Annotated in this window: 24 protein-coding genes; 18 read left to right on the forward strand and 6 right to left on the reverse strand. The window is 68.1% G+C overall.

Annotated elements, in window-relative coordinates:
• Positions 1–8 precede the first annotated feature (8 nt).
• Both ACZZZQ_RS14095 and ACZZZQ_RS14100 read right to left on the reverse strand, forming a co-directional pair.
• Positions 9–1055: a DUF2510 domain-containing protein gene (locus ACZZZQ_RS14095; protein ID WP_463507794.1), complete on the reverse strand. Its 1047-nt coding sequence runs from the start codon at positions 1053–1055 to the stop codon at positions 9–11.
• A gap of 21 nt (positions 1056–1076) precedes the next feature.
• The gene (locus ACZZZQ_RS14100; protein WP_463507795.1) at positions 1077–2504 is read right to left on the reverse strand and encodes a DUF2510 domain-containing protein; all 1428 of its coding nucleotides are present in this window, start codon (positions 2502–2504) and stop codon (positions 1077–1079) included.
• 138 nt (positions 2505–2642) lie between these two features.
• Here ACZZZQ_RS14100 and ftsE point away from each other — a divergent pair, with 138 nt between their 5' ends.
• The 3 genes from ftsE (at position 2643) to smpB (ending at position 5168) form a co-directional block, all read left to right on the forward strand.
• Positions 2643–3695 carry a cell division ATP-binding protein FtsE gene (gene ftsE, locus ACZZZQ_RS14105; protein ID WP_053096931.1) on the forward strand — a complete coding sequence of 351 codons (1053 nt, stop codon included), beginning with the start codon at positions 2643–2645 and terminating at the stop codon, positions 3693–3695.
• Entirely contained in the window at positions 3692–4606 is a 915-nt protein-coding gene (ftsX, locus tag ACZZZQ_RS14110) for a permease-like cell division protein FtsX (protein ID WP_463507796.1), read from the forward strand. The genes ftsE and ftsX overlap by 4 nt, the downstream gene beginning before the upstream one ends.
• 85 nt (positions 4607–4691) lie before the next feature.
• Positions 4692–5168 carry an SsrA-binding protein SmpB gene (smpB, locus tag ACZZZQ_RS14115; protein ID WP_053096927.1) on the forward strand — a complete coding sequence of 159 codons (477 nt, stop codon included), beginning with the start codon at positions 4692–4694 and terminating at the stop codon, positions 5166–5168.
• Here smpB and ACZZZQ_RS14120 read toward each other — a convergent pair whose 3' ends face one another.
• The gene (locus tag ACZZZQ_RS14120; protein ID WP_463507797.1) at positions 5169–7034 is read right to left on the reverse strand and encodes a dipeptidyl-peptidase 5; all 1866 of its coding nucleotides are present in this window, start codon (positions 7032–7034) and stop codon (positions 5169–5171) included.
• Positions 7035–7089: 55 nt separating this feature from the next.
• Positions 7090–7776 (reverse strand): transcriptional repressor LexA, encoded by a 687-nt coding sequence (lexA, locus tag ACZZZQ_RS14125; RefSeq protein WP_056280140.1) that lies wholly within the window; start codon positions 7774–7776, stop codon positions 7090–7092.
• Between the two features lie 282 nt (positions 7777–8058).
• On the opposite strand from lexA, the gene ACZZZQ_RS14130 reads away from it, so the two are divergent.
• From ACZZZQ_RS14130 to hisH, 4 genes are all read left to right on the forward strand, one after another.
• Complete coding sequence (locus ACZZZQ_RS14130; RefSeq protein WP_053096921.1) at positions 8059–8421, forward strand: LysM peptidoglycan-binding domain-containing protein; 363 nt, start codon at positions 8059–8061, stop codon at positions 8419–8421.
• Positions 8422–8512: 91 nt separating this feature from the next.
• Positions 8513–9607 carry a histidinol-phosphate transaminase gene (locus tag ACZZZQ_RS14135; RefSeq protein WP_171821927.1) on the forward strand — a complete coding sequence of 365 codons (1095 nt, stop codon included), beginning with the start codon at positions 8513–8515 and terminating at the stop codon, positions 9605–9607.
• Positions 9604–10221 (forward strand): imidazoleglycerol-phosphate dehydratase HisB, encoded by a 618-nt coding sequence (gene hisB, locus ACZZZQ_RS14140; protein ID WP_320489871.1) that lies wholly within the window; start codon positions 9604–9606, stop codon positions 10219–10221. The genes ACZZZQ_RS14135 and hisB overlap by 4 nt, the downstream gene beginning before the upstream one ends.
• Entirely contained in the window at positions 10218–10859 is a 642-nt protein-coding gene (gene hisH, locus ACZZZQ_RS14145) for an imidazole glycerol phosphate synthase subunit HisH (protein WP_056280145.1), read from the forward strand. Before hisB ends, hisH begins: the two co-directional genes overlap by 4 nt.
• 75 nt (positions 10860–10934) lie before the next feature.
• Here hisH and ACZZZQ_RS14150 read toward each other — a convergent pair whose 3' ends face one another.
• A complete protein-coding gene (locus ACZZZQ_RS14150; protein ID WP_053096914.1) occupies positions 10935–11942 on the reverse strand; it encodes a MinD/ParA family ATP-binding protein in 1008 nt (335 codons plus the stop codon).
• Positions 11943–12608: 666 nt separating this feature from the next.
• Here ACZZZQ_RS14150 and priA point away from each other — a divergent pair.
• Positions 12609–13355 carry a bifunctional 1-(5-phosphoribosyl)-5-((5-phosphoribosylamino)methylideneamino)imidazole-4-carboxamide isomerase/phosphoribosylanthranilate isomerase PriA gene (gene priA, locus ACZZZQ_RS14155; RefSeq protein WP_053096912.1) on the forward strand — a complete coding sequence of 249 codons (747 nt, stop codon included), beginning with the start codon at positions 12609–12611 and terminating at the stop codon, positions 13353–13355.
• The gene (locus ACZZZQ_RS14160) at positions 13339–14166 is read left to right on the forward strand and encodes an SseB family protein (protein WP_053096910.1); all 828 of its coding nucleotides are present in this window, start codon (positions 13339–13341) and stop codon (positions 14164–14166) included. The genes priA and ACZZZQ_RS14160 overlap by 17 nt, the downstream gene beginning before the upstream one ends.
• A gap of 48 nt (positions 14167–14214) precedes the next feature.
• Here the strand turns inward: ACZZZQ_RS14160 and ACZZZQ_RS14165 are convergent, their stop codons facing one another.
• Complete coding sequence (locus ACZZZQ_RS14165; RefSeq protein ID WP_053096908.1) at positions 14215–14613, reverse strand: DUF1844 domain-containing protein; 399 nt, start codon at positions 14611–14613, stop codon at positions 14215–14217.
• Between the two features lie 231 nt (positions 14614–14844).
• Between ACZZZQ_RS14165 and infC the strand changes: the two genes are divergently transcribed.
• The 9 genes from infC to ACZZZQ_RS14210 all read left to right on the forward strand — a co-directional run bounded on the left by infC (position 14845) and on the right by ACZZZQ_RS14210 (position 22258).
• Positions 14845–15495, forward strand: a complete 651-nt coding sequence (infC, locus tag ACZZZQ_RS14170; protein WP_072591506.1) for a translation initiation factor IF-3 — start codon at positions 14845–14847, stop codon at positions 15493–15495.
• A 72-nt stretch (positions 15496–15567) separates the two neighbouring features.
• On the forward strand, positions 15568–15762 hold the full coding sequence (gene rpmI / locus ACZZZQ_RS14175; RefSeq protein WP_017828564.1) for a 50S ribosomal protein L35: 195 nt from the start codon (positions 15568–15570) through the stop codon (positions 15760–15762).
• A gap of 32 nt (positions 15763–15794) precedes the next feature.
• Positions 15795–16181 carry a 50S ribosomal protein L20 gene (gene rplT / locus ACZZZQ_RS14180; protein ID WP_045252681.1) on the forward strand — a complete coding sequence of 129 codons (387 nt, stop codon included), beginning with the start codon at positions 15795–15797 and terminating at the stop codon, positions 16179–16181.
• Positions 16182–16283: 102 nt separating this feature from the next.
• The gene (locus ACZZZQ_RS14185) at positions 16284–17096 is read left to right on the forward strand and encodes a TrmH family RNA methyltransferase (protein ID WP_056280340.1); all 813 of its coding nucleotides are present in this window, start codon (positions 16284–16286) and stop codon (positions 17094–17096) included.
• Between the two features lie 76 nt (positions 17097–17172).
• Positions 17173–17841, forward strand: coding sequence for a response regulator transcription factor (locus ACZZZQ_RS14190; protein WP_053096904.1), 669 nt, complete (start codon positions 17173–17175; stop codon positions 17839–17841).
• A 6-nt stretch (positions 17842–17847) separates the two neighbouring features.
• Positions 17848–19224: a sensor histidine kinase gene (locus tag ACZZZQ_RS14195; protein WP_056280153.1), complete on the forward strand. Its 1377-nt coding sequence runs from the start codon at positions 17848–17850 to the stop codon at positions 19222–19224.
• Positions 19221–20201: a TAXI family TRAP transporter solute-binding subunit gene (locus tag ACZZZQ_RS14200; RefSeq protein WP_463507798.1), complete on the forward strand. Its 981-nt coding sequence runs from the start codon at positions 19221–19223 to the stop codon at positions 20199–20201. Before ACZZZQ_RS14195 ends, ACZZZQ_RS14200 begins: the two co-directional genes overlap by 4 nt.
• A gap of 352 nt (positions 20202–20553) precedes the next feature.
• Positions 20554–21303, forward strand: a complete 750-nt coding sequence (locus tag ACZZZQ_RS14205) for an amino acid ABC transporter ATP-binding protein (RefSeq protein ID WP_372984152.1) — start codon at positions 20554–20556, stop codon at positions 21301–21303.
• Between the two features lie 46 nt (positions 21304–21349).
• Complete coding sequence (locus tag ACZZZQ_RS14210; protein WP_053096898.1) at positions 21350–22258, forward strand: glutamate ABC transporter substrate-binding protein; 909 nt, start codon at positions 21350–21352, stop codon at positions 22256–22258.
• The last annotated feature ends 49 nt before the right edge of the window (positions 22259–22307 follow it).

Here is a 22307-nt window from a genome sequence, read left to right on the forward strand (position 1 = left end):
CGCTCGTCTCAGCGGTCGGCGCCTTCGAGGGTGCCCGTGATCTCGTCGTAGCTGATCACGATGCACTGGACTGCGCGGTCGTTCATCCGCTTCCATGACGACTCAGTCGGCACGAACCAGTAGTTGTCGAGCTCCGAATCGGCGTAGGGGATGCCGACGAACTCCTCGAAAGCGACGTCGCACTTCTCGGCGGCGATGGTCTGCAGTTCGTCGTCCCCGGGGAATTCGCCCTCTGGCACATCGAAGATGAAATAGACCTCGTCGGTGTGCGGCGCGTCACACGGAACGATCGGAAGCTCGTACACCTCTTCCTCCCATTCGATGAGCGGAATGCAGTGACCGACCTCGAGTTCGTTGACCGTCACGGTCTCGGTTCCCGCGCTGCCGGGAGAGCCTTCGGCGGTGTCGTCGGGTTCTGTGCTCTGGGTCGCCTGAGGGGTCGAGGTGGACGCCGGCACGATCGACGACAGCCCCGAGGCGCCCAGGGTCAGCAGCATCATGGCGATCGCGACGACACCACCCAGCACGGCCACCGCGATGCCCACCGCTCCCGGCCACTTCGCACCCCGGAGGAACAGGGAGATCAGCGAGAGCACGAATCCGATCCCGAGCAGAACCCCACCAGCCATCGAGATCGGCGGGATGCACGAGAGGACCACTCCGAGCGCGGCCATGCCGAGACCGATGATGCCGAGCACAGAGACCTTCGTGTTCGCCTTCGGAGGCACAGGGCCGTACGACCCGAACCCTGCCGTCGCATCGGGGGAGGCGACGACGCCTGCCGAGGTCGCGGGCATCGACGCGCGCCCGTACTGCGGCACCTCTGCGGAGGCCCCGGGGGAGGGATTCGACGACTGCCAGGCATAGGGCGGTTCGAAGATCGGGTCCGCCGATGCGGCGACCGTGGGCTCCTCCGTGGCATGCTGGCCGTGCTCCTGTGGCGTGTTCGCCACGGACGACGTCTCGGTGGTCACGGTGTGCTCAGTCCAGACTGCGCCGTCCCACCAGCGCTGCCGGCCCGCTCCGTCGTCGTACCACCCTGCCGGGACCGTCATGATCGCCGTTCCGCTCGGGTCTCAGCCGGCCGACGGAGCGACGTCGATGCGCGCGATGTCGCGTCCGGCCTCGTCAGTGACGACGAAGACGTAGGACTCGCTCTGGGCGATGTCGAAGGTGATCGGGCCGCTGACCGTCTGCCCCGGGTCGAGGAGCTCGTTCGGTGCGCCCGTCACGAAGAAGTCGACCTGACCCTCGACTCCCTCTGCCGTCTCCAGAGAGGTGAACAGCGGGTTCGCGGCCGTCGTGCCCTCGACACCGGTCCACGTCGTCTCGAGGGTCACGTAACCGCCGTTGGTCGAGGGGACGCTCGAGCCGTCGCTGGTCGCCCAGCGCGCCTCGGTGACAGTGATCTCGCCGCTCCCGCCCAGGAAGGTGAGTGCGACGGTGTCGCCGATCGTGCCCTCTTCGACCTGCGCGGACCCCGTGCCGTCGTCGGTCGTGCCGTCGTCGATTCCGGTGTCGGAATCGCTCGACGGCGGCGCGGACGGCAGATCGCGCACGGCCTCGGACACCGTCGCGAAGACGATGACGAAGAACATGACGACCGCGATGATCGCGCCGATGATCGAGAGGATGAGTCCGGAGATGCCGGGCCACTTCCTGCCCTTGAGGAAGAGCGAGATGAGCGAGACGATGAAGCCCACGCCGAGCAGGAGCCATCCGAGCCAGAAGATCACCGGGATGCACGACAGGATCGTTCCGAGCGCCGCGAGTCCGAGCCCGACGAGCCCGAGGACCGACGGGCGGGCCGGAGCCACCGGGGTCGTGGCGCCGTATGCGGGCGGGTATCCGGCGGGCGCACCGTACTGCTGTCCGGCGGGAGCGTACGCGGCGGCGCCGGGGTACGAGGGTGAGGGTGCCGCCGAACCCGGGTATGCGGGCGCGGCGGGGTACTCCTGGGGATACGAGGGGGCTGCGGTGCCCGGGTAGGAGGGTGCACCACCTTCGGAGGGACCCGCGGTGTTCGCATACGGGGGCACAATGTCGTCGGTCGGCGTCGGGGACTCCGGAGAGGTGGAACCCTGCTCATGCGTGGTGCCGGCCTCGTCGACAGGGGCATCGGTCACGGTCGCGCCGTATGAGGGCGCGGCGCCCGCGTCCTGGTGGGCGGACGGCTCGGCCGGAGTCTCCGCGTCGGCGCGGGAGTCGGAGGGTGCGGGCGTGTTCCACGACTGGCTCTCGACCGCGGCGACCGACTCGATCGCAGCGGCCGTCTCCGCGGCTGCTGCCGAATCGGGAATCGCGTCGGACGAGGAGTGGCCCGATACGTCAGCCGACTCGGAACCCCGGTCCGTGGTCGCTTCGCCGGTCAGACCGCCGGCCGACTCGCCTGCTGCAGACGGGGCGGATTCCACGATGGGGGCGAAGTGCTCGGTCCACTGGGTGCCGTCCCACCACCGCTGACGCCCGGATCCGTCGTCATACCAGCCTGCAGGCGTCGTCATGGTTCCCCCTCGGAGTATCGTCCATGCTGACGGCACGGATCGGCACCTCCATGTATAGCAGTGGAGTGCGACACGCAGGGGGTCGAGCGGGGTGTCGCTCGCAGGCAGACGAGGGTGCGCGCTTAGGCTCGAACCGCCATGATTCGGTTCGAGAACGTCACGAAACGCTATCGCGGGACCTCGCGGCCCGCTCTGTCCGATGTCGACTTCGAAGTGCAGCGCGGGGAGTTCGTCTTCCTCGTCGGCGCGTCGGGGTCGGGCAAGTCGTCCTGTCTGCGACTCATCCTCCGCGAGGACGTGCCGACGACGGGTCGAGTCGCCGTGCTCGGCCGCGATCTGCGTTCGCTTGCGAACCGGAAGGTGCCGTACTTCCGCCGCCACATCGGATCCGTGTTCCAGGACTTCCGACTGCTGCCGTCGAAGACCGTCTATCAGAACGTCGCCTTCACGCTGCAGGTGACCGGCTCGTCGCGCGGCTTCATCCAGCAGGCGGTGCCCGAGGCGCTCGCGCTGGTCGGACTCGACGGGAAGCAGAAGCGGATGCCGCACGAGCTCTCCGGCGGCGAGCAGCAGCGCGTCGCGATCGCACGGGCGCTCGTGAATCGCCCCCAGGTCCTGCTCGCGGACGAGCCGACCGGAAACCTCGACCCGGCGACGTCGGTCGACATCATGCAGCTCCTCGCCAGGATCAATGCCGGAGGCACCACCGTGCTGATGGCCACGCACGAGGCGGGCTTCGTCGACCAGATGCAGCGTCGGGTCATCGAACTTCGCGATGGCGAGATGGTGCGAGACGAGGTGCACGGCGGCTACGGAGACACGTCGAACATCCCGCGTCTGGTTCCCGAGGAGGTGCGCGGTGCCGCCGCGGCCGCTGCACTCACTGCTGTGCAGGAGGTGCAGCGCCAGACCGCCGACCTCTCGCTGGTCCGCGCCGCGCTCGCTGAGGAGCTCAGCGCGCAGCGCAAGGCGGAATCGGCGTCCGCAGACGCCGTCCCGACCGCATCCGAGACTCCCGAGGCTCAGGCGGCGCCGATCGAGCCGCCGGTGATAGACGAGCAGCCGGCGGTCGCCCTCGCGGCGCGGACGCATCCCATCGTGCTGCCGCAGGTCGACGTCGCCGAGCTCGGCGTGGCCGATCGACTCGGTCTGTCCGACGACGGCACGGAAGAAGTGGGGCCGACGTCGTGAGAATCGGACTCATCCTCGCGGAGGCCCTCGGAGGGCTTCGTCGCAACATCTCGATGGTCATCTCCGTCGTGCTCGTGACATTCGTCTCGCTGACCTTCGTCGGCGCCGCGATCCTGATGCAGGCGCAGATCGGCACGATGCGCGGCTATTGGACCGAGCGGGCGCAGGTCGCCGTCTACATGTGCTCCGACATCTCGGAGCAGGACACCTGCGTCGACGGCGGCGCCTCGGAGGAGCAGGTCGACGCCGTGCGAGCACAGCTCGACGGCGAGGCGCTCGCTCCTCTCATCAGCGAGGTCAGCTTCGATTCCAAGGAAGACACGTACGCCAAGCTCGTCGATCAGCTCGGCGAGGACCAGGCGAGCGTGATCTCGCCCGAGCAGGCGTTCGAGGTCTTCTTCGTCACCATGAAGGATCCCGGCCAGTCGCAGGTCATCTCCGAGGCGTTCAACGGTGTCGCGGGGGTGGAGCAGGTCCAGGATCAGCTCCAGTACCTCGAACCCCTGTTCTCCGCCTTGACGGTCGCGACCTACATCGCGGTCGGTATCGCAGCGCTCATGCTGATCGCCGCCATCCTCTTGATCGGCACGACCATCAGGCTCTCCGCGTACGCCAGACGCAAGGAGATCGGGATCATGCGCCTGGTGGGGGCGTCCAACCGCTTCATCCAGACGCCGTTCGTCCTGGAGGGCGTCTTCGCTGCCTTCCTCGGCTCGGCCCTCGCAAGCGCGGCCGTCGTCGCCGGCGTCCACTTCGGCGTCGACGGCTACCTCCGAGGACGCGTGCCGTTCATCACGACCTGGGTGTCGATGCGGGACGCTGCCGTCGTCGTCCCGGTGCTGATCGGCATCGGCGTCGTGCTCGCCGCGCTGTCGGCGGGTTTCGCGATCCGTCGCTGGCTTCGCACCTGACCCGCGCGCCGGTATAGACTGACAGGCTGTCGTGCGCCCGTGACGGGCACCGGAACCATTGCGCGACGCGGATCAGGAGAGAATCATGCCCAGGGAACGCGGGGAGAAGGTCGTCGCGACCAATCGTCGCGCACGTCACGACTACAACATCGAGAAGTCGTACGAGGCGGGGATGGTGCTCACCGGCACCGAGGTGAAGTCACTGCGCCAGGGGCGCGCGAACCTGAGCGACGGATATGCGTTCGTCAAGGGGAACGAGGTCTTTCTCGACTCGGTGCACATCCCGGAGTACTCGCAGGGCCACTGGACCAACCATTCGGCGAAGCGCGTCCGCAAGCTGCTGCTGCACCGTGAGGAGATCGCGAAGCTGCAGCACGCGGTCTCCGCCGGCGGCTACACGCTGATCCCGCTGAAGCTGTACTTCTCCGACGGTCGCGCCAAGGTCGAGATCGCTCTCGCCAAGGGAAAGCGCGAGTTCGACAAGCGCCAGACCCTCCGCGAGCGTCAGGACACCCGCGAAGCCGAGCGCGCGATGCGTCTGCGCAACCGCGTGGGGGAGTGATCAGCGCGCGGGCGTGAATCCGAACACGCGTCCGAGGAAAGCGAGCTCCCTCTCGAGGGCGTCGATGATCGTCTCGCTCGACCGGAAGCCATGGCCCTCGCCCGGGTACAGCACGTACTCGTGCTCCACACCACTCGTCGCCAGCGCATCGCGGATCGCCTCGGACTGTGCCGGTGGCACGACACGGTCGTCCGCACCCTGCATCAGCAGCACCGGCACGTCGATCCGGTCGGCGTGTGTCAGGGGCGAACGCGCGACGTAGAGTGCCTCCGCCTCGGGCAGCGGACCCACCAGCCCCTCGACGTAGTGCGCCTCGAAATCGTGGGAGTGCGCGCTCAGCATCCGCAGGTCGACCACTCCGTATCGGCTGATCCCCGCGGCGAACGTCCCTCCCCGCACCAGCGACGAGAGCACCGTCCAACCGCCCGCCGACCCGCCTCTGATCGCGATGCGGGCGGGATCCGCGAGCCCGGCATCGGCGAGGCCGCGGGCCGCTGCGATCACGTCGTCGACGTCGACCACGCCCCATCCGCCGTCCAGCCGTTCGCGGTACGCACGGCCGTAGCCCGTCGATCCGCCGTAATTGACGTCGAGCACGCCGATGCCGCGGCTCGTCCAGAACGCGACGGCGGCGGACGCCGCGCCGGTCACATGCGCGGTCGGGCCGCCGTGGACGAGCACGATGTAGGGCGGGAGCTCGTCATCCGCGGCCGGAGCGTGGGCCGAGGGATTCGTCGGCGGGTACGCGAAGGCATGGACGGGCCCGTGCGAGCCGTCGACCAGGACCTCGGATGCGGGCGGCATCCACGCAGGATCGGTCGGCGCAGCTCCCGCGACGGCCTCGACGCGACCCGTGTCGACGTCGACGCACCAGACCCCGGGTTCTGTCGTCGAGCTGTTTCCGGAGAGCAGCACGCGGGAGCCCGCGACATCGTCGACACTCACGTGGCCGTCTGCGGGGAGGGGAATGCGGTGGGCGCTGCCGTCGGGGTCGATGACGACGACCCGGTCGCGACCGTTCGTGCGCACAGCCACGACGCGACCGTCGGCGAGCGGGCGGTACCAGCGATTGCCGAGCACCCAGAGGCCGTATCCCGTGTCGGCGTCGTCGTCGATGATCTGCTCCGCCGTGCCGACCGCCTGGGCTCCGCTGACACGCTGTCGGTGCAGAGCCCAGCGGCCCGAGGGATCGTCGGAGTACACGATCTCGTCGTCAGCCGTCCACTCGGGCTGCAGCGCGGCGCGAGTGGACAGCTCTGTGCGCGCGGTGCCGTCCGAGATCACCAACGACGCTCGCTGCCACGGCATCCGATCGCCGGACCACTCGACCCAGGCGGCACGAGAACCGTCGGGAGACAGTGCCGGATGAGCGTAGAACGACTCGCCTTCGACGAGGGTCTTCAACAGCGCAGGCCGGTCGGATGCCGACCCGTCGGTCGGGATCTCGACGATGGCGCGTCGGTGAGGGGAGGCGGACAGGTCCTCCCGCACGGCGAACAGGCGGCCGCTCTGCAGACGCAGACCGCCGTGCGCCGGGCCCGGGGGTGTCAGAGGAACGGGGACACCGCCGCGGGGCATGCGGTGCACGCGCTGATCCTTGGCATCGACGAAGTACAGCGTGCCGTCGGCATCCGCGGTCCACGCCCCGCCGCCGTACTCGTGGACGCGAGACCGAGCGCTCCATGGCGCGGGAAGGATCTCGGCACCCGTCGAACTTCGCACGGTCAGGCGACCGCACTCGGCAGGGATCGACTCACCCCACCAGATCTCGTCAGCCACGAAGGCGCTGCCATCGATCCGCGGAGACGACGCGGCGATCCGGTCGGGGGTGAACGGAGAGGTCCAGGTACCGAACGGCGACGACATGGTTCGAGCCTATGGTGCGTCGACGCCCGCCGTCACCGGCAGGGCGGGAGGGGAGTCAGACCGCGCGCAGCACGGCGACGATCTTGCCGAGGATGACGGACTCGTCGCCGAGGATCGGCTCGAATGCGGAGTTGCGAGGCAGCAGCCAGGTGTGGCCGTCGCGTCGACGGAGAACCTTCACCGTCGCCTCGCCGTCGAGCATGGCGGCGACGATCTCACCGTTCTCGGCGCTGCTCTGCGACCGCACCACGACCCAGTCGCCGTCGCAGATCGCCGCATCGATCATCGATTCGCCGGACACCTTGAGCATGAACAGGTCGCCCTTGCCGACGAGCTGCCGGGGGAGCGGGAAGATCTCCTCGACCTGCTGGTCGGCGGTGATCGGGACACCTGCGGCGATGCGGCCGACGAGCGGCACGAGCGCCGCGTCTCCCACGGGGGTCGCCACATCGGCGGGATTCTCTCCGCTGGTGCCGGGGAGGTCGATGAGCACTTCCATGGCACGGGTCTTGCCGGGGTCGCGTCGCAGATATCCGCTCAGCTCGAGCTGGCCGAGCTGGTGGGTCACGCTGGACAGCGACTTGAGGCCCACGGCGTCGCCGATCTCTCTCATGCTCGGCGGGTACCCGTGACGGCTGATCGACGTCTGGATGACCTCGAGGATCGCCATCTGCTTGGGACTCAGGCTCTTGCGGCGACGGGTGCGCGGGACGTCGGCGTCGGGGGCGGAGATGTCGCTCATGGTGCTCCTCAGGTGTGCGATTCCGGCGTCTCAGTTCGAATGTCGGAGGCCCGTGGTGGGGTGTTGACATCGAAACCGTATCCGAGAATCGCGCCGAAGTGGAAGATCTGTTCGAGCGTGTCGGCCGATTCCCGGACTTCTGTTTCGAAGAACGCTTGACAGATGTTCGAATTCGAAGATAACTTCGGAACGTAGCTTCGCATTCACGGCTCCCGGCCGAGGCGCGAATGCGAACGCTACGCCAACTTCACCGCCCACGCGGTAGATGCAGAGGAGCACGACATGAGCACCATCACCTTCAGCAGTGCAGCAGTCCTTCCGGCTCGTCCGGCGACGCGGCTCAAGCTGACGGCGCGCGGTCGACGTGTCGTTCTCGCTGTCGCGGCCGTGCCGCTCGCAGCCGGGATCGCATTCGCCGCACTCAGCGGCGGCAGTGCGATGGCCTCAGGCGAACAGACCGCCACGGCATCGTTCGCGACGGTGACGGTGATGCCCGGCGACACGCTGTGGTCGATCGCTGAGAGCGTGGCCCCCGGCGCGGATCCGCGCGACGTGATCGGCGACATCACGCGTCTGAACCTGCTGCGCGGCGGCGAGCTGCAGATCGGCCAGGAGCTGGCGATTCCGGCGCAGTATTCGGAATGAACCCGTGAGGGCCGTTCGATCGAGCGGTGCGGCGCGGAAGCGCGTTCACACTCCGTCACCACGAGCGTCTGTGTAGCGAAGGCGGCCTACCATGGGAAGGGTGACTGCATCACTCGCCGACCTCCCTCTTCGCGACGACCTCCGAGGGCTCACGCCCTATGGAGCGCCGCAAGCGCCTCTTCCGATCGCACTCAACGTCAACGAGAACACGCATCCGGTTCCCGACGCGGTCGCCAGTGACATCCTGGACGACATCGCGGTCGCGCTCCGCGATGTCAACCGCTACCCGGATCGCGAGTTCACCACGCTCCGGGAAGGGTTCGCGGAGTACCTCGGTCATGGTCTCGAACCGGCTCAGATCTGGGCGGGCAACGGGTCGAACGAGGTCCTTCAGCACATTCTGCAGGCGTTCGGAGGGCCGGGCCGCACGGCGTTCAGCTTCGCCCCGACCTACTCGATGTATCCGCTGATCTCGAAGGGCACCGGAGCGCGTTGGGTCGCCGGCACCAGGCAGCCCGATTACACGATCACCCCCGAAGAGGCGGCAGCGCAGGTGCGAGATGTCGATCCTGACGTCATCCTGCTGTGCTCGCCGAACAATCCGACAGGCACGCCGCTGGGCCTCGACGTCGTCGAAGCCGTGTACGAGGCGTCGAACGGAATCGTCGTCGTCGACGAGGCGTACCAGGAGTTCGCGCCGCACGACGCGGCATCGGCTCTGACCCTTCTCGAGGGACGACCGCGGCTCGCCGTCTCCCGCACGATGAGCAAGGCCTTCGCCTTCGCGGGTGCCCGCGTGGGGTACCTCGCCGCGGATCCTGCCTTCATCGACGCTCTGCGGCTCGTGCGCCTGCCGTACCACCTCAGCGCTCTCACGCAGGCCGCAGCCGTCGCCGCTCTGCGCAACTCCGACGTGATGCTCGGCATGGTCGAGGAGATCGTCGAGCAGCGGGATCGCATCTCCGCGACACTCGAGGCGCTGGGGTACACCCCGCATGAGTCCTGGTCGAACTTCGTCCTGTTCGGGGGTGTCGCAGAGCCCCAGAAGGTCTGGCAGCAGCTCTATGAGCAGGGTGTTCTCATCCGCGACGTCGGGATACCCGGGCACCTCCGCGTCACCGCGGGCACCGAGGCGGAGACCACGGCATTCCTCGATGCCCTCGCCTCGATAGGATCGGCTTCATGAGCAGCCCCGCCCAGACCCCGCGCACCGCCACGCGTGTGCGCAGCACGTCGGAGTCCACCGTCGAGCTCGAGCTGAACCTCGACGGCACCGGTGCGAGCCGTATCGACACGTCGGTGCCGTTCTTCGATCACATGCTGACGGCTTTCGCGAAGCACTCGCTCACGGACCTCACGGTGCGCGCCTCGGGGGACACGCAGATCGACGCACACCACACCGTGGAGGACATCTCGATCGTTCTCGGTCAGGCCATCCGTGAGGCGCTGGGCGACAAGTCCGGCATCTCGCGATACGGCGACGCTCTCGTGCCGCTCGACGAGGCGCTCGCTCAGGCTGTCGTGGACATCTCGGGGCGTCCCTATCTCGTTCACACGGGGGAGCCTGTCGGTTTCGAGCACCACCTCATCGGCGGCCACTTCACCGGTTCGCTCGTGCGCCACACGTTCGAGGCCATCACCTTCAACGCGGGACTCACGGTGCACGTACGCGTTCTCGGTGGCCGCGACCCCCACCACATCGCCGAAGCCGAGTACAAGGCATTCGCTCGGGCGTTCCGCCAGGCCAAGGCCCTCGACCCCCTGGTCGACGGCATCCCGTCGACGAAGGGCGCACTGTGAGCAGGGCTCCCCGGGTCGCCGTCTTCGATTACGAATCCGGCAACGTCCACTCGGCTGTCAAGGCGCTCATCGCCGCCGGTGCTGATGCGGTGCTGACGCGCGACCGCACGGAGGCGCTCGAGGCCGACGGTCTCGTGGTGCCGGGGGTCGGCGCGTTCCAGGCCGTGCGCGATGCGCTCTACGCGCACGGCGGCGACGAGATCATCGATCGTCGGCTCGCAGGCGGGCGCCCGGTGCTCGGCATCTGCGTCGGCATGCAGGTTCTGTTCGCGCACGGTGTCGAGCGCGGGCACGATTCCGAGGGTCTCGGCGAATGGCCGGGAGCGGTCACGGAGCTCAACGCGCCGGTGCTGCCGCACATGGGGTGGAACACGGTCGAGCCGGGCGCCGAATCGGTGCTGTTCAAGGGCATCGAGAACGAACGCTTCTACTTCGTGCACTCCTATGCCGCGCAGTCGTGGGAGCTCGATGTCATCCCGCCGTTCCCTCAGCCGGTGCTCACGTGGTCGACGTACGGCGATCCGTTCCTCGCTGCGGTCGAGAACGGGCCGCTCTCCGCGACGCAGTTCCATCCCGAGAAGTCCGGAGAGGCCGGAATCCAGCTGCTCCGCAACTGGGTCGACAGCCTTCGGTCCTGACGCGCCGGCAGCCCGCTGAGCCGCCGTCGATCCGAACCGCGGACGACCGGTCCGTCGGGTCCTCTGCCGAACGGCTCAGAAGCCTCGGGCGACGGCGGCCGCGGCAGAGAGCCACGACCGCTGCGTCGGCGCCGCAAGTGCACGAAGACGGAGGTGACCGTCGACCATCTCCCGATCGAAGGGGATGCCGACGACTTCGCGCGCGAGCGGCTGATATCCGGCGATGACGTCTGCGACTTCGGCGGGGGATGCCTTCGGGTCCGCCTGGCTGACGACGACCACTGACTCGCGAGCCAACCGTGCGGATCGCTCGTCGCGGTCTTCGAGTGCCTCGAGCAGCAGCGCCCCGGCCTCGGCATGGTCATCACGTGTCGTCGTCGCCACGACGATCTGGTCGGCGAGGTCGATCATCCGCAGCCACATCGGATCGGACTCGTCGTTGCCGGAGTCGATGATGATCAGACGGTAGAACTTGGCCGCGATCGCGTGGATGGAGTCGACGTCACTGGGCCGGAGCCGATTCTCGTGGGCCAGTCGGACGGGCTTCGACCGCAGGACGTCGTACTTCTCCTGCGGCTGGTGATGCACGAAGTGCGCGAGGTCGGCTGACTGTCCCTGGGCTCCCAGCAGGCGCTGGGTCTGCGGAAGCAGTTCGAGCAGTGTGCGATCGTGCGCCCCCGTCTCGGTGCGCCAGCCGAGGGTGCCGCGGGTCTGGTTGTTGTCCCACGCGAGAACCCCGGCGCCGCCGTACTGCGCGAAGACCGCCGACAGCAGCACGGTGGCCGGTGTCTTTCCCGCCCCGCCCTTCCCGTTGACGACAGCGACGGTGCGGGGGCCCGGCCAATGGCGGCTCACCGCGTGCTCGTCGTCGCGGACGGCGCGTTCGCGAGCGCTCGGGCCGAGGGTGAACCCGACGCGGTTGAGCAGCCCGCGTCCGCCCTGACGCGCTGGCTCCTCACGGCGCTCCTCCTGAAGGAACGAGCGACGCCCCACGCCCTGCTCGCGCTGCTGACGACGCGAGGATGCCGAGGACGCCGACTCTGCAGCGGCGGCGTTGGGCGCGGACGGGGCCGAGGCGGGCACGGGCAGCGGCGGAGCGGGCGGTACGTCGGAAGACTGGGGGCGCGGCGCCGTGGCCGCCGGAACGGCGGGCCGCACGGTGCTGTCCTGAGTCGAAGAGCTCTGCTGTTCCGACCACGCGGTCGAAAGCGATCCGGTCGCAGCGGGCGCTCCGGAAGGTGCCGGCGTCGTCGGTACCGCAGGGGCTGCGGGCGATGCGGCTGAGGGCGCGGGCGGTACTGCAGGGGCGGCGGGTGGCGCAGCGGGGACCGAAGGCGGTGCGGAGATCGGCACAGCGGGGGTGGCCGGCCGCGCATCATCGGAAGGAGGAGCTGCGGCGGAGGCTGCTGCCCATGCCGCTGCGGCTCGTGTTCCCGGCGCGGGGGCGGGCTGGGGTGCCGGTCGGGGGTGCGGGGCTGTGGGCTCCGCGTCGGGTCCAGCCGGCATCTGAGCGCGCTCATCCGGAGTCTCGGGAGGCAGCGCATTCCCGCGTCGCAGGGGTCCGCCTCCTCGCGCTTCCGCATCGCGCACCATGGAACATCTCCTCACACACCGAAACAGGGGCGTCATCGAGGCTACCGCGTGGCACGGGAGGTTCTCTGCTGTCATCGTTTTGGAGCGGGCCGATACGCGGGCTAGTGTCGATTCTCGTGCCGACGAATCGGTCTCTCCATCTCACCTGAGGACGTCATGAACGACTTCGCGCAGTCTCCCGCTCTCACCCTGCTTCCCGCCGTCGATGTCGCCGGGGGCAAGGCCGTCCGCCTCACTCAGGGTGAGGCCGGCACCGAGACCAGCTACGGCGACCCGCTCGACGCCGCGGGGGAGTGGGTCGCACAGGGGGCGAAGTGGATCCATCTCGTCGACCTCGATGCCGCTTTCGGACGCGGCAGCAACGCACCGATCCTCCGCAAGGTCATCAAGCAGTTCAAGAACGTCAACGTCGAGCTGTCCGGCGGCATCCGTGACGACGCGACGCTCGAGGCGGCTCTCGAGAGCGGTGCGACCCGCATCAACCTCGGCACGGCCGCGCTGGAGAACCCCGAGTGGGCCGCCGACGTGATCAGCCGTTACGGCGAAGCGATCGCTGTCGGGCTCGACGTCCGGGGCACGACGCTGGCCGCTCGCGGGTGGACGAAGGAGGGCGGCGACCTCTGGGAGGTGCTCGAGCGCCTCGAGGATGCCGGCTGCAGCCGTTACGTCGTGACCGACGTCACCAAGGACGGGACCCTCAAGGGACCGAACCTCGAGCTGCTGCGCGAGGTCACAGCCCGCACCCCGAAGCCCGTCGTGGCATCCGGAGGCATCTCGAACCTCGATGACATCGTGGCGCTCCGCGAACTGGTGCCGCTGGGCGTCGAAGGCGCCATCGTCGGCAAGGCACTCTACGCCGGCGCGTTCACGCTGGCTGAGGCGCTGGATGTCGCAGGGGACTGACGACGCCGGGGACCACGGTCCCCACGACCGTCATGGGTCGCACGAGCACCCGTCCAGCGATCGGGGCGACTCGGCCGGTGTGCCCTGGGAAGGCCGCAGCTTCCAGTCGAACCCTCATGCCGCCGACGACGGATCGGCCGACCCGGTTCTGCTCGACGCGCTGCTGCGTTTTCGGGCGGGCGACGGTGCTCAGACCGAGGTCGTCGACGCGTTCCGTTCGGCGCGGGTCCTGATCCCGCTCATCGCCGAGAAGGGCGAGGAGGGCGTGGCGCCGAGCGGTCTCGCTGTCGACAAGACTCAGGAGCTCTCGATCGTGACGGTCGCGGCTCCCGACGGCCGTCGCGTGCAGCCGGTGTTCTCGTCGGTCGAGGCGATGCAGCGCTGGGACGCGACGGCCCGTCCGATCCCGGTGGAAGCCGTGCGCGCCGCTCTCGCAGCGTCGGCGGAGGAGACGGATCTGATCGTTCTCGACCCGACGTCCGACACCGAGTTCGTCCTCCGTCGTCCCGCGGTGTGGGCAGTCGCGCAGGGTCATCGGTGGGAGCCGAGTTTCCTCTCGCCCGAGGTCTTCACTGCTCTGCAGGAGAGTGTCGCGCATGAACTCGCAGTGATCGACGTCGCCGTCGCGGCCGGAGACCCGGACGCCCGTCTACGCGGACCGGAACTGATCGTCATCCTCGAGCTGGTCGACGGGCTCGAGCGCGAGGTGCTCGATGCCGTGCTCGCGCGCCTGGCGCAGCGGTGGGCGGCGGATGATCGCATCGCGGTGCTCGCCGACTCTCTCACCGTGAAGCTGCGTCGCTCGGCCTGACCGGCTCGGTGCTGCCACCGACCGGTCAGCCGCAGCGGCCGGCAGTCCCTAGTTGACCGGGCCTGTCCACTTCTCGCCCGGACCCTTGCCGATCGGGTCGGGAATGGTCGACGCCTCGCGGAACGCGAGCTGCAGCGAGCGCAGCCCGTCTCGGAGGGACCGCGCGTGCATGTCGCTGATCTCCGGTGCGCCGGCTGTGATCAGCCCGGCGAGGGCGTTGATGAGCTTGCGCGCCTCATCGAGGTCGAGCTGCTCCGCGGCGTGCGGGTCGTCGGCGAGGCCGAGCTTGACCGCCGCGGCACTCATGAGGTGGACGGCTGCGGTCGTGATGACCTCGACCGCCGGCACATCGGCGATGTCCCGCGTGGCGGAGGACGCCGCCTCCTCCTGCCGTGCCCAGCGCTCTTCGCGCTCGCGTGCAGCCTCATCCGATGCCTGGTTCGTCACTTCGCCTTGCCTTCTGTTAGACTTTGTCGGGCTCCGGAGCGTCATGCTCCGGTACGAAAGAGGATTCACTTCCCACCCGCGCTTGCCGTTCCAGGCTACCGGGTCTTGCACTCCACCGGATCGCGTCGTCAGACGGGGTCCGGCAGGCAGGGTGCGGAGCCGGCGTCTGAATGCCGGTGGGTGGGACGATTCTGATTTCGCCCGGGGTGCTGACAGCATCCTGGTGGCCGAATCCCATCGTCTAAGGAGCTACGCATCAGCGATCCCCGCACCAATGAGCGCATCCGCGTCCCCGAGGTCCGCCTCGTCGGTCCCGCGGGTGAGCAGATCGGCGTCGTCCGCATCGAGGCGGCGCTGCGCCTTGCGCAGGAAGCAGATCTCGACCTCGTCGAGGTCGCGCCCAACTCGAAGCCGCCCGTGGTCAAGATCATGGACTACGGCAAGTTCAAGTACGAAGCCGCCCAGAAGGAGAAGGAAGCTCGCCGCAACCAGGCGAACACCATCCTCAAAGAGGTCCGCTTCCGACTGAAGATCGAGGCGCACGACTACACGACGAAGCTCAAGCGCGCCGAGGGCTTCCTCAAGGCCGGCGACAAGGTGAAGGCCATGATCCTGTTCCGTGGTCGCGAGCAGTCGCGTCCCGAGCAGGGCGTCCGTCTCCTCCGCAAGTTCGCCGAGGATGTCGCCGAACTCGGAACCGTCGAGTCGAACCCGACCATCGACGGCCGCAACATGGTCATGATCGTGGCTCCGCTCAAGAGCAAGTCCGAGGCGAAGCAGGAGCAGAATGCGGTTCGCGACGCCCAGCGCGCAGCGAACAAGCAGGCCGCCCGCGAAGCCAAGACCGACGCCGACGAGCCGGCCGAGGCCGCAGCGGAGTAACTCCCGCCCCCAGACTCCCGCACCGCGGGTTGACACCGTCGCCTGAGAAGGCGCCATACGAAGGAAGAGAAGATGCCGAAGCAGAAGACCCACTCGGGTGCTAAGAAGCGCTTCAAGATCACCGGCAGCGGCAAGCTGAAGAAGCAGCAGGCCGGAATGCGCCACAACCTCGAGCACAAGTCGAGCCGTCGCACCCGCCGCCTCAACCAGGACCAGGTGCTGTCGAAGGCTGACACCAAGGTCGCGAAGAAGCTTCTCGGTCGCTGACGCGCCCGAACGCACGATAGGAACACAGGAAAATGGCAAGAGTCAAGCGGGCGGTAAACGCCCACAAGAAGCGTCGGGTCATCCTCGAGCGCGCCTCCGGCTACCGCGGTCAGCGTTCGCGCCTCTACCGCAAGGCCAAAGAGCAGGTCATCCACTCGCTGGTCTACTCGTACCGTGACCGTCGCAAGCGCAAGGGCGACTTCCGTCGTCTCTGGATCCAGCGCATCAACGCCGCTGCACGCCAGAACGGCATCACGTACAACCGCTTCATCCAGGGCCTCGGTCTCGCGGGTGTCACCGTCGACCGTCGCATGCTCGCCGACCTCGCGGTCAACGACGCAGCGACCTTCACGACGCTGGTCGAGACGGCGAAGAAGGCTCTGCCTTCCGACGTCAACGCTCCGAAGTCGGCTGCGTAAGCAGCTCTTCACCACAGAGGACGCTCTCCTTCGGGAGGGCGTCCTCTGTCGTTCGTCCGGCGTTTGCGCAGGAACGGTCCTGCCGTTCTCTAGACTGTGAACGTGCTGGAGAACCCCCGTTCGCCCCGAGTCCGTGCCGTCGCCAAGCTGACCAAGCGCAGCGCGCGCGCCGAGACAGGGCTCTACCTCCTCGAAGGTCCCCAGGCGGTTCGCGAGGCGCTGACCTACAGTCCTCAGGCGATCGTGGAGCTGTTCGCGACCCCGACCGGCTGGGAGAAGCATCCGGACATCCGCGCGAAGGCATCGGATGCCGGCATCGACGTGGAGTACGTCACGGAGTACGTGCTGAACGCGATGGCCGACACGGTCACTCCGCAGGGGCTGGTGGCCGTCGTCCGGCAGGCGCCCACGTCGGTGCGGGACATCTTCGCGGCATCCCCCCGTCTGGTGGCGATCTGCGAGGAGATCAGGGACCCGGGAAACCTCGGCACGATCATCAGGGCCGCCGATGCGGCGGGAGCCGACGCCGTCGTGCTGACGGGCCGCACGGTCGACCCCTACAACCCGAAGGTCGTGCGCGCCACGACAGGTTCGCTGTTCCATCTGCCCGTGTCCGTGGGCGCAGAGCTCTCGGATGTGGTCGAGAAGGCTCACGCCGCGGGACTCCGGATTCTGGCCGCGGACGTCAAGGGCGAGGATCTTCTTCATGCGCGGGCGGACGGAGTGCTCGCCGAGCCTACGGCGTGGCTGTTCGGCAATGAGGCGCGCGGTCTCGAGGACGAGGCGCTCGCGCAGGCCGACCAGGTGCTGAAGCTGCCGATCTTCGGCCGCGCCGAATCCTTGAACCTCGCCACGGCAGCGAGCGTCTGCCTGTACGAGAGCGCGTTCGCGCAGCGGGCGGCATCCTCGGCCTGATCTCCGGCGGACGAGCGGCCGCCCGTCCTGCTGGTAGGTTTGTCCCTGCTCGAGCGGAGAAGGGGACCCAGGGTCGATGCAGATTCTGATCGTGGAGGACGACGAGCGTGTCGCCGCTGCACTCGAGGCCTTCCTCGCGCGATCCGGGTACGCCACCGTGCGAGCCGCGGACGGAGCCTCCGCGCTGCAGGAACTGGGTGCGGACACCGAGGTGGTGCTCCTCGACCTCGGTCTGCCCGATGTCGACGGCATCGATCTCTGCCGTCGGATCCGCGCACGCTCCGAGGTGCCGATCGTGATCGTCACCGCACGCAACCAGGTCACGGAGCGCATCAGAGGGTTGCGTGCCGGCGCTGACGATTTCGTCGTCAAGCCCTACGACGTCCACGAGCTCCTCGCCCGGATCGAGGCGGTCACACGACGCTCTCGACCCGTGCGGCCGGAATCCGAGGCGCGCGTACGGCTGCAGGATGGCGAGATCGAGATCGACCTCGTCGCCAGGCAGGTGATCATCGGACGCGCTCCCATCGAACTCACTCGCAAGGAATTCGACATCGTGGCGGTGCTCGCCCGGTACCCCGGCGTCGCCGTGCCGAAGGAGAGACTCATCCGCGAGGTCTGGAACACCGACTGGCGCGGCTTCGGGCACTCGCTCGAGGTGCACGTCGGCGCGATCCGCAAGAAGGCGGGTCAGCGGCATCTGATCGAGACCGTGCGCGGTGTCGGCTATCGGTTGGCCGGGTAGCGTTCGATGCGCAGACGTCTCGTCGTCGTCTTCCTGGTGCCGCTCGTCGCGATCCTGCTGTCGTTGGGCGGCGCCACGGCGTGGAGCGCGACCCGCAGCATCCAGCAGGCCTTCTACACCGAGCAGCTCGGTGACCTCGGGTATTTCGTGACCAGCGCGCGGCAGGCGCTGCGGTCGGGCAGCGCGACGGTGATCGATGCGGAGGTCGCCCGCTTCCACGAGGTGTACGGGATCGATGTGATCGTCTTCGATCTGTCCGGTGGGGTGTGGTCAGCGCGCGACGGCGGCGGCGAAGTCCTGTCAGAGGACGATGCCGCACGGGTCGGCCTCGCGCTCTCGGGGCGCCGCGCCGAGGCGCCCGAGCCGGTGTTCCCCTGGATCGCGGCCGAGTCCTCGCTCGTCGAGCCGGTCTTCGACGACGGCGACGTGATCGGCGCCGTGATGCTCTCCGCGGACGTCGAGGCGCCACGGACCCAGATCCTGCAGCAGATTCTCGTGCTGACGGTCGTGTCGATCGTCTCGATCGGACTCGGCGTGCTCCTCGTCTTCCAACTCGCGCGGTGGGTGCTCTCTCCGGTCCGACGTCTCGATGAGGCGATGATCGCGATCGAACGCGGCGAGATGGATGCGAGAGTCGCGGAGGACACGGGGCCTCCTGAGCTACGCCGGATGACGCGCGTGTTCAACGGCATGGCGGATGAGATCGAGCGCGTCATGACGCGTCAGCAGGAGTTCGCCCTGAACGCCTCGCACGAGCTCCGCAATCCCCTCAACGCGCTGCTGCTGCGTGTCGAGCACCTCTCGACCGGTCTCGGAGCTGACTGGAAGGACGACGTCGAGGAGACGCGGGAGGAAGGGCGCCGGATGGCTCGCATCCTCGAGACGCTCCTCGGACTCGCGCGCGGCGGACGCGCCGACACGACGATCTCAGCCGTCGATCTGACGACGCTCGCCACCCGCCGCGCAGACGCCTGGAGCGAGGTCGCGTCACAGCGACGCGTCCGGATGCTCTCGACAGGAGTGGGCCCGGTGATGAGCATCACCGACCGCACGATCGTCGAGAGCGCGCTCGACGCCGTCATCGACAATGCGGTGAAGTTCTCGCCCGCCGAGTCGGCCGTCGAGGTCGACGCGCACCGCAGCGGTGGACTCTGCGTGCTGACAGTCCGCGACCACGGCCCCGGGCTGACGCGGGAGCAGGCCGCGAACGCCGCCGACCGGTTCTGGCGCAGCGACGACAGCGGCGGGGTTCCGGGGTCAGGGCTCGGCCTCGCGATAGCGACCGACCTCTTGGAATCGATCGGCGGCGAGCTGCGGGTCGATACGCCGGACGACGGCGGGCTGCTGGTGTCGCTGATGCTGCCGGACGGAGCTGAGGGATGAGCGGGCGGGCTAGCCGCCGCGCATGGTGGCGCAGAGGGGTGGCGACGGCACTCGTGCTGCTGCTCGCCGCCACGAGCAGCGCGTGCAGCGCTCGATCGACGGAGTGGAACGACTCTGCCTACGAGATCGCCGGCGGGGGATCCAACGGGGTCTATTACGCCTACGGCGACGAACTCGCTCGGGAGCTGTCGGAGTCCTTGGGCATCCGCGTGTCGGCAGCCGAGACCGCCGGGTCCGTCGACAACCTCCTGCGGGTGAGCTCGGGGGAGGCCCTCCTCGGCTTCGCGCAAGGGGATGCCGCGGCCGACGCCGTCGCCGGAGTGGGAGCGTTCGACGAGCCCATGCCGGTGCAGGCTGTCGCTCGCCTGTACGACGAGTACCTCCACGTGGTCGTACGCGCGGATTCGGACATCGCCGCCCTCGGCGACCTTGCGGGCAGGACGGTGTCGCTCGGGGCCGAGAATTCCGGCGTCAATGTGATCGCGGCGCGAGCACTCGACGCCGCCGACGTCGACGTCGCGACGATCACGGATCCCCGGCTCGATCTCGGTGAGTCGATCAGCGCGCTCGAGAGATCCGAGATCGACGGATTCTTCTGGGTCGGCGGCATCCCGACACCGGGCATCGCGGAGCTCGCGACGACGACGCCCGTGCGGCTGGTGCCGATCGAGCAGACATGGGTCACGACGATCAACGCTCGATACTCCGATGCGTATCGGCCGTCCGACTTCCCCGTCGGGCTCTATGGACTCGACGAGTCCGCGCCCACGATGGCGGTGCCGAACTATCTGGTCACCTCGTCCGACACTCCGGACGGCGTCGTACGGGACGTCCTCACGAGCCTCTTCACGGTCCGCACCGATATCGCGCAGCGGGTTCCGGTCGCGTCCCTGCTCGACCGCAGGCAGGCGATCTTCACGGGGCCGGTCGACCTGCATCCGGGGGCCGTCGAGTACTACCGGGACCAGCGGGACTGAGGCCTCAAGAAATCCTCAAGAAGTCTCATACCGGCATGTCACTCTGCCAATGTGGGGGTCGATCGCGCTCGATTCAACGGAGAATTCAGATGCCACAGAGCCCACGCCCCTCATTGAGGCGCGGACTCGGCCATTCTCCGGAGTCGTCCTGCGATCGGATCCGGTCGGAGGCTTGCTGCCACGTTCTACTCGGGGGAGGAACGGAGCAGCAGGGACGCCCCCACGGTCCGCGGGGGCGGACCGTGGGGCACTCCGGTTCTCGGGCGGGATCGGCCCCATCGCGTGGTTACGAACGTGTAAATGTCGACGCATCACTGTGGAGCCACGTGAGCGACCTGGCTAGTTTGGAGAAATGATGACCACCGGTAAGCCCCTCGTCGTTGTCGACAATGTCCAGAAGCACTACGGCGACTTCCAGGCGCTCACGGATATCGACCTCACGGTGAACGCCGGCGAGGTCGTCGTGGTGATCGGTCCCTCAGGCTCGGGCAAGTCGACACTGTGTCGCACGATCAACCGCCTCGAGACGATCACGAGCGGCACGATCAGCATCGACGGCAAGGCGCTCCCCGCTGAGGGAAAGGGCCTCGCGCATCTGCGCGCAGACGTCGGCATGGTGTTCCAGTCGTTCAACCTCTTCGCGCACCTCACGATCCTCGAGAACGTGACGCTCGGCCCGATCAAGGTCCGCGGCATGAAGAAGGCCGATGCCGACAAGGAGGCGATGATGCTTCTCGAGCGCGTCGGCGTCGCCCAGCAGGCCTCGAAGCTTCCCGCACAGCTCTCCGGCGGACAGCAGCAGCGCGTCGCGATCGCCCGCGCTCTCGCCATGCAGCCCAAGGTCATGCTCTTCGACGAGCCGACCAGCGCGCTCGACCCCGAGATGATCAACGAGGTCCTCGACGTCATGGTGGAGCTCGCCCGTGACGGCATGACGATGATCGTCGTGACCCACGAGATGGGCTTCGCTCGCAAGGCCGCCAACCGGGTCGTGTTCATGGCCGACGGCAAGATCGTCGAGGAGGCGACGCCTGAGGAGTTCTTCACGAACCCGAAGAGCGACCGCGCCAAGGACTTCCTCTCCAAGCTCCTCACGCACTGACGAGCCTCACAGACCTTTGCACACACAGCACACGAAGGAGACGCACATGCGACGCACACGGACACTGGCAGGAATCGGGATCGCGACGGTTGCACTGTTCGCGCTGACGGCCTGCAACAGCGGCAGCCCGTCCAGCCCCGGCGCCGGAACCGGCGGCGAAGAGAGCGAGGACTCCACCTGGTTCGAGGTCGCTGACGACGTCCAGCTCGAGGGCAGCCCGACGTTCGACGCCATCCAGGAGCGCGACAAGGTGATCGTCGGCGTCAAGGAGGACCAGCCCGGGCTCGGCTACCTCGACGTCACGACCGGAGAGCGCACCGGCTTCGACGTCGACATCGCACGGTGGATCGCCGCATCCCTGGGCTACGACGAGGACAAGATCGAGTTCAAGCCGATCGCTTCGGCGAACCGCGAGCAGGCGATCACCAACGGTGACATCGACTACTACGTCGGCACCTACTCGATCAACGACAAGCGCAAGGAGCTCATCGACTTCGCGGGTCCCTACTTCATCACCGGTCAGGGACTCCTGGTCGCCGCCGACGCGGACGACGCCGAGGCTCTCGAGGACTTCAACGGCAAGACCGTCTGCTCCGCGACCGGCTCGACGCCGATCCAGAACATCAAGGCGAACTTCCCCGAGATCAAGACGCAGGAGTACGACCTGTACTCCGCCTGCGTCCAGGACCTCATCGACGGCAAGGTCGACGCCGTGACCACCGACCAGGCGATCCTGATCGGCTACGCGGCCCAGTACCCGGATGACGTCAAGGTGACCGGCGGCCTCTTCACCGAGGAGCGCTACGGTGTCGGCCTCACGAAGGGCGACGACGCGCTGCGCACGCACATCAACGAGCTCTTCACCGACGGTGGCGACATCTGGCAGGCGATCTTCGACGCGAACCTCGGTTCCAGCGGCATCGAGGTCGAACAGCCCGAGGTCGACGCGTACTGATCGACATGGGCGGCCCCCTCAGGGGGCCGCCCATTCACTCTGAAGAAGG

This window comes from Microbacterium sp. AC132, from assembly GCF_979258525.1.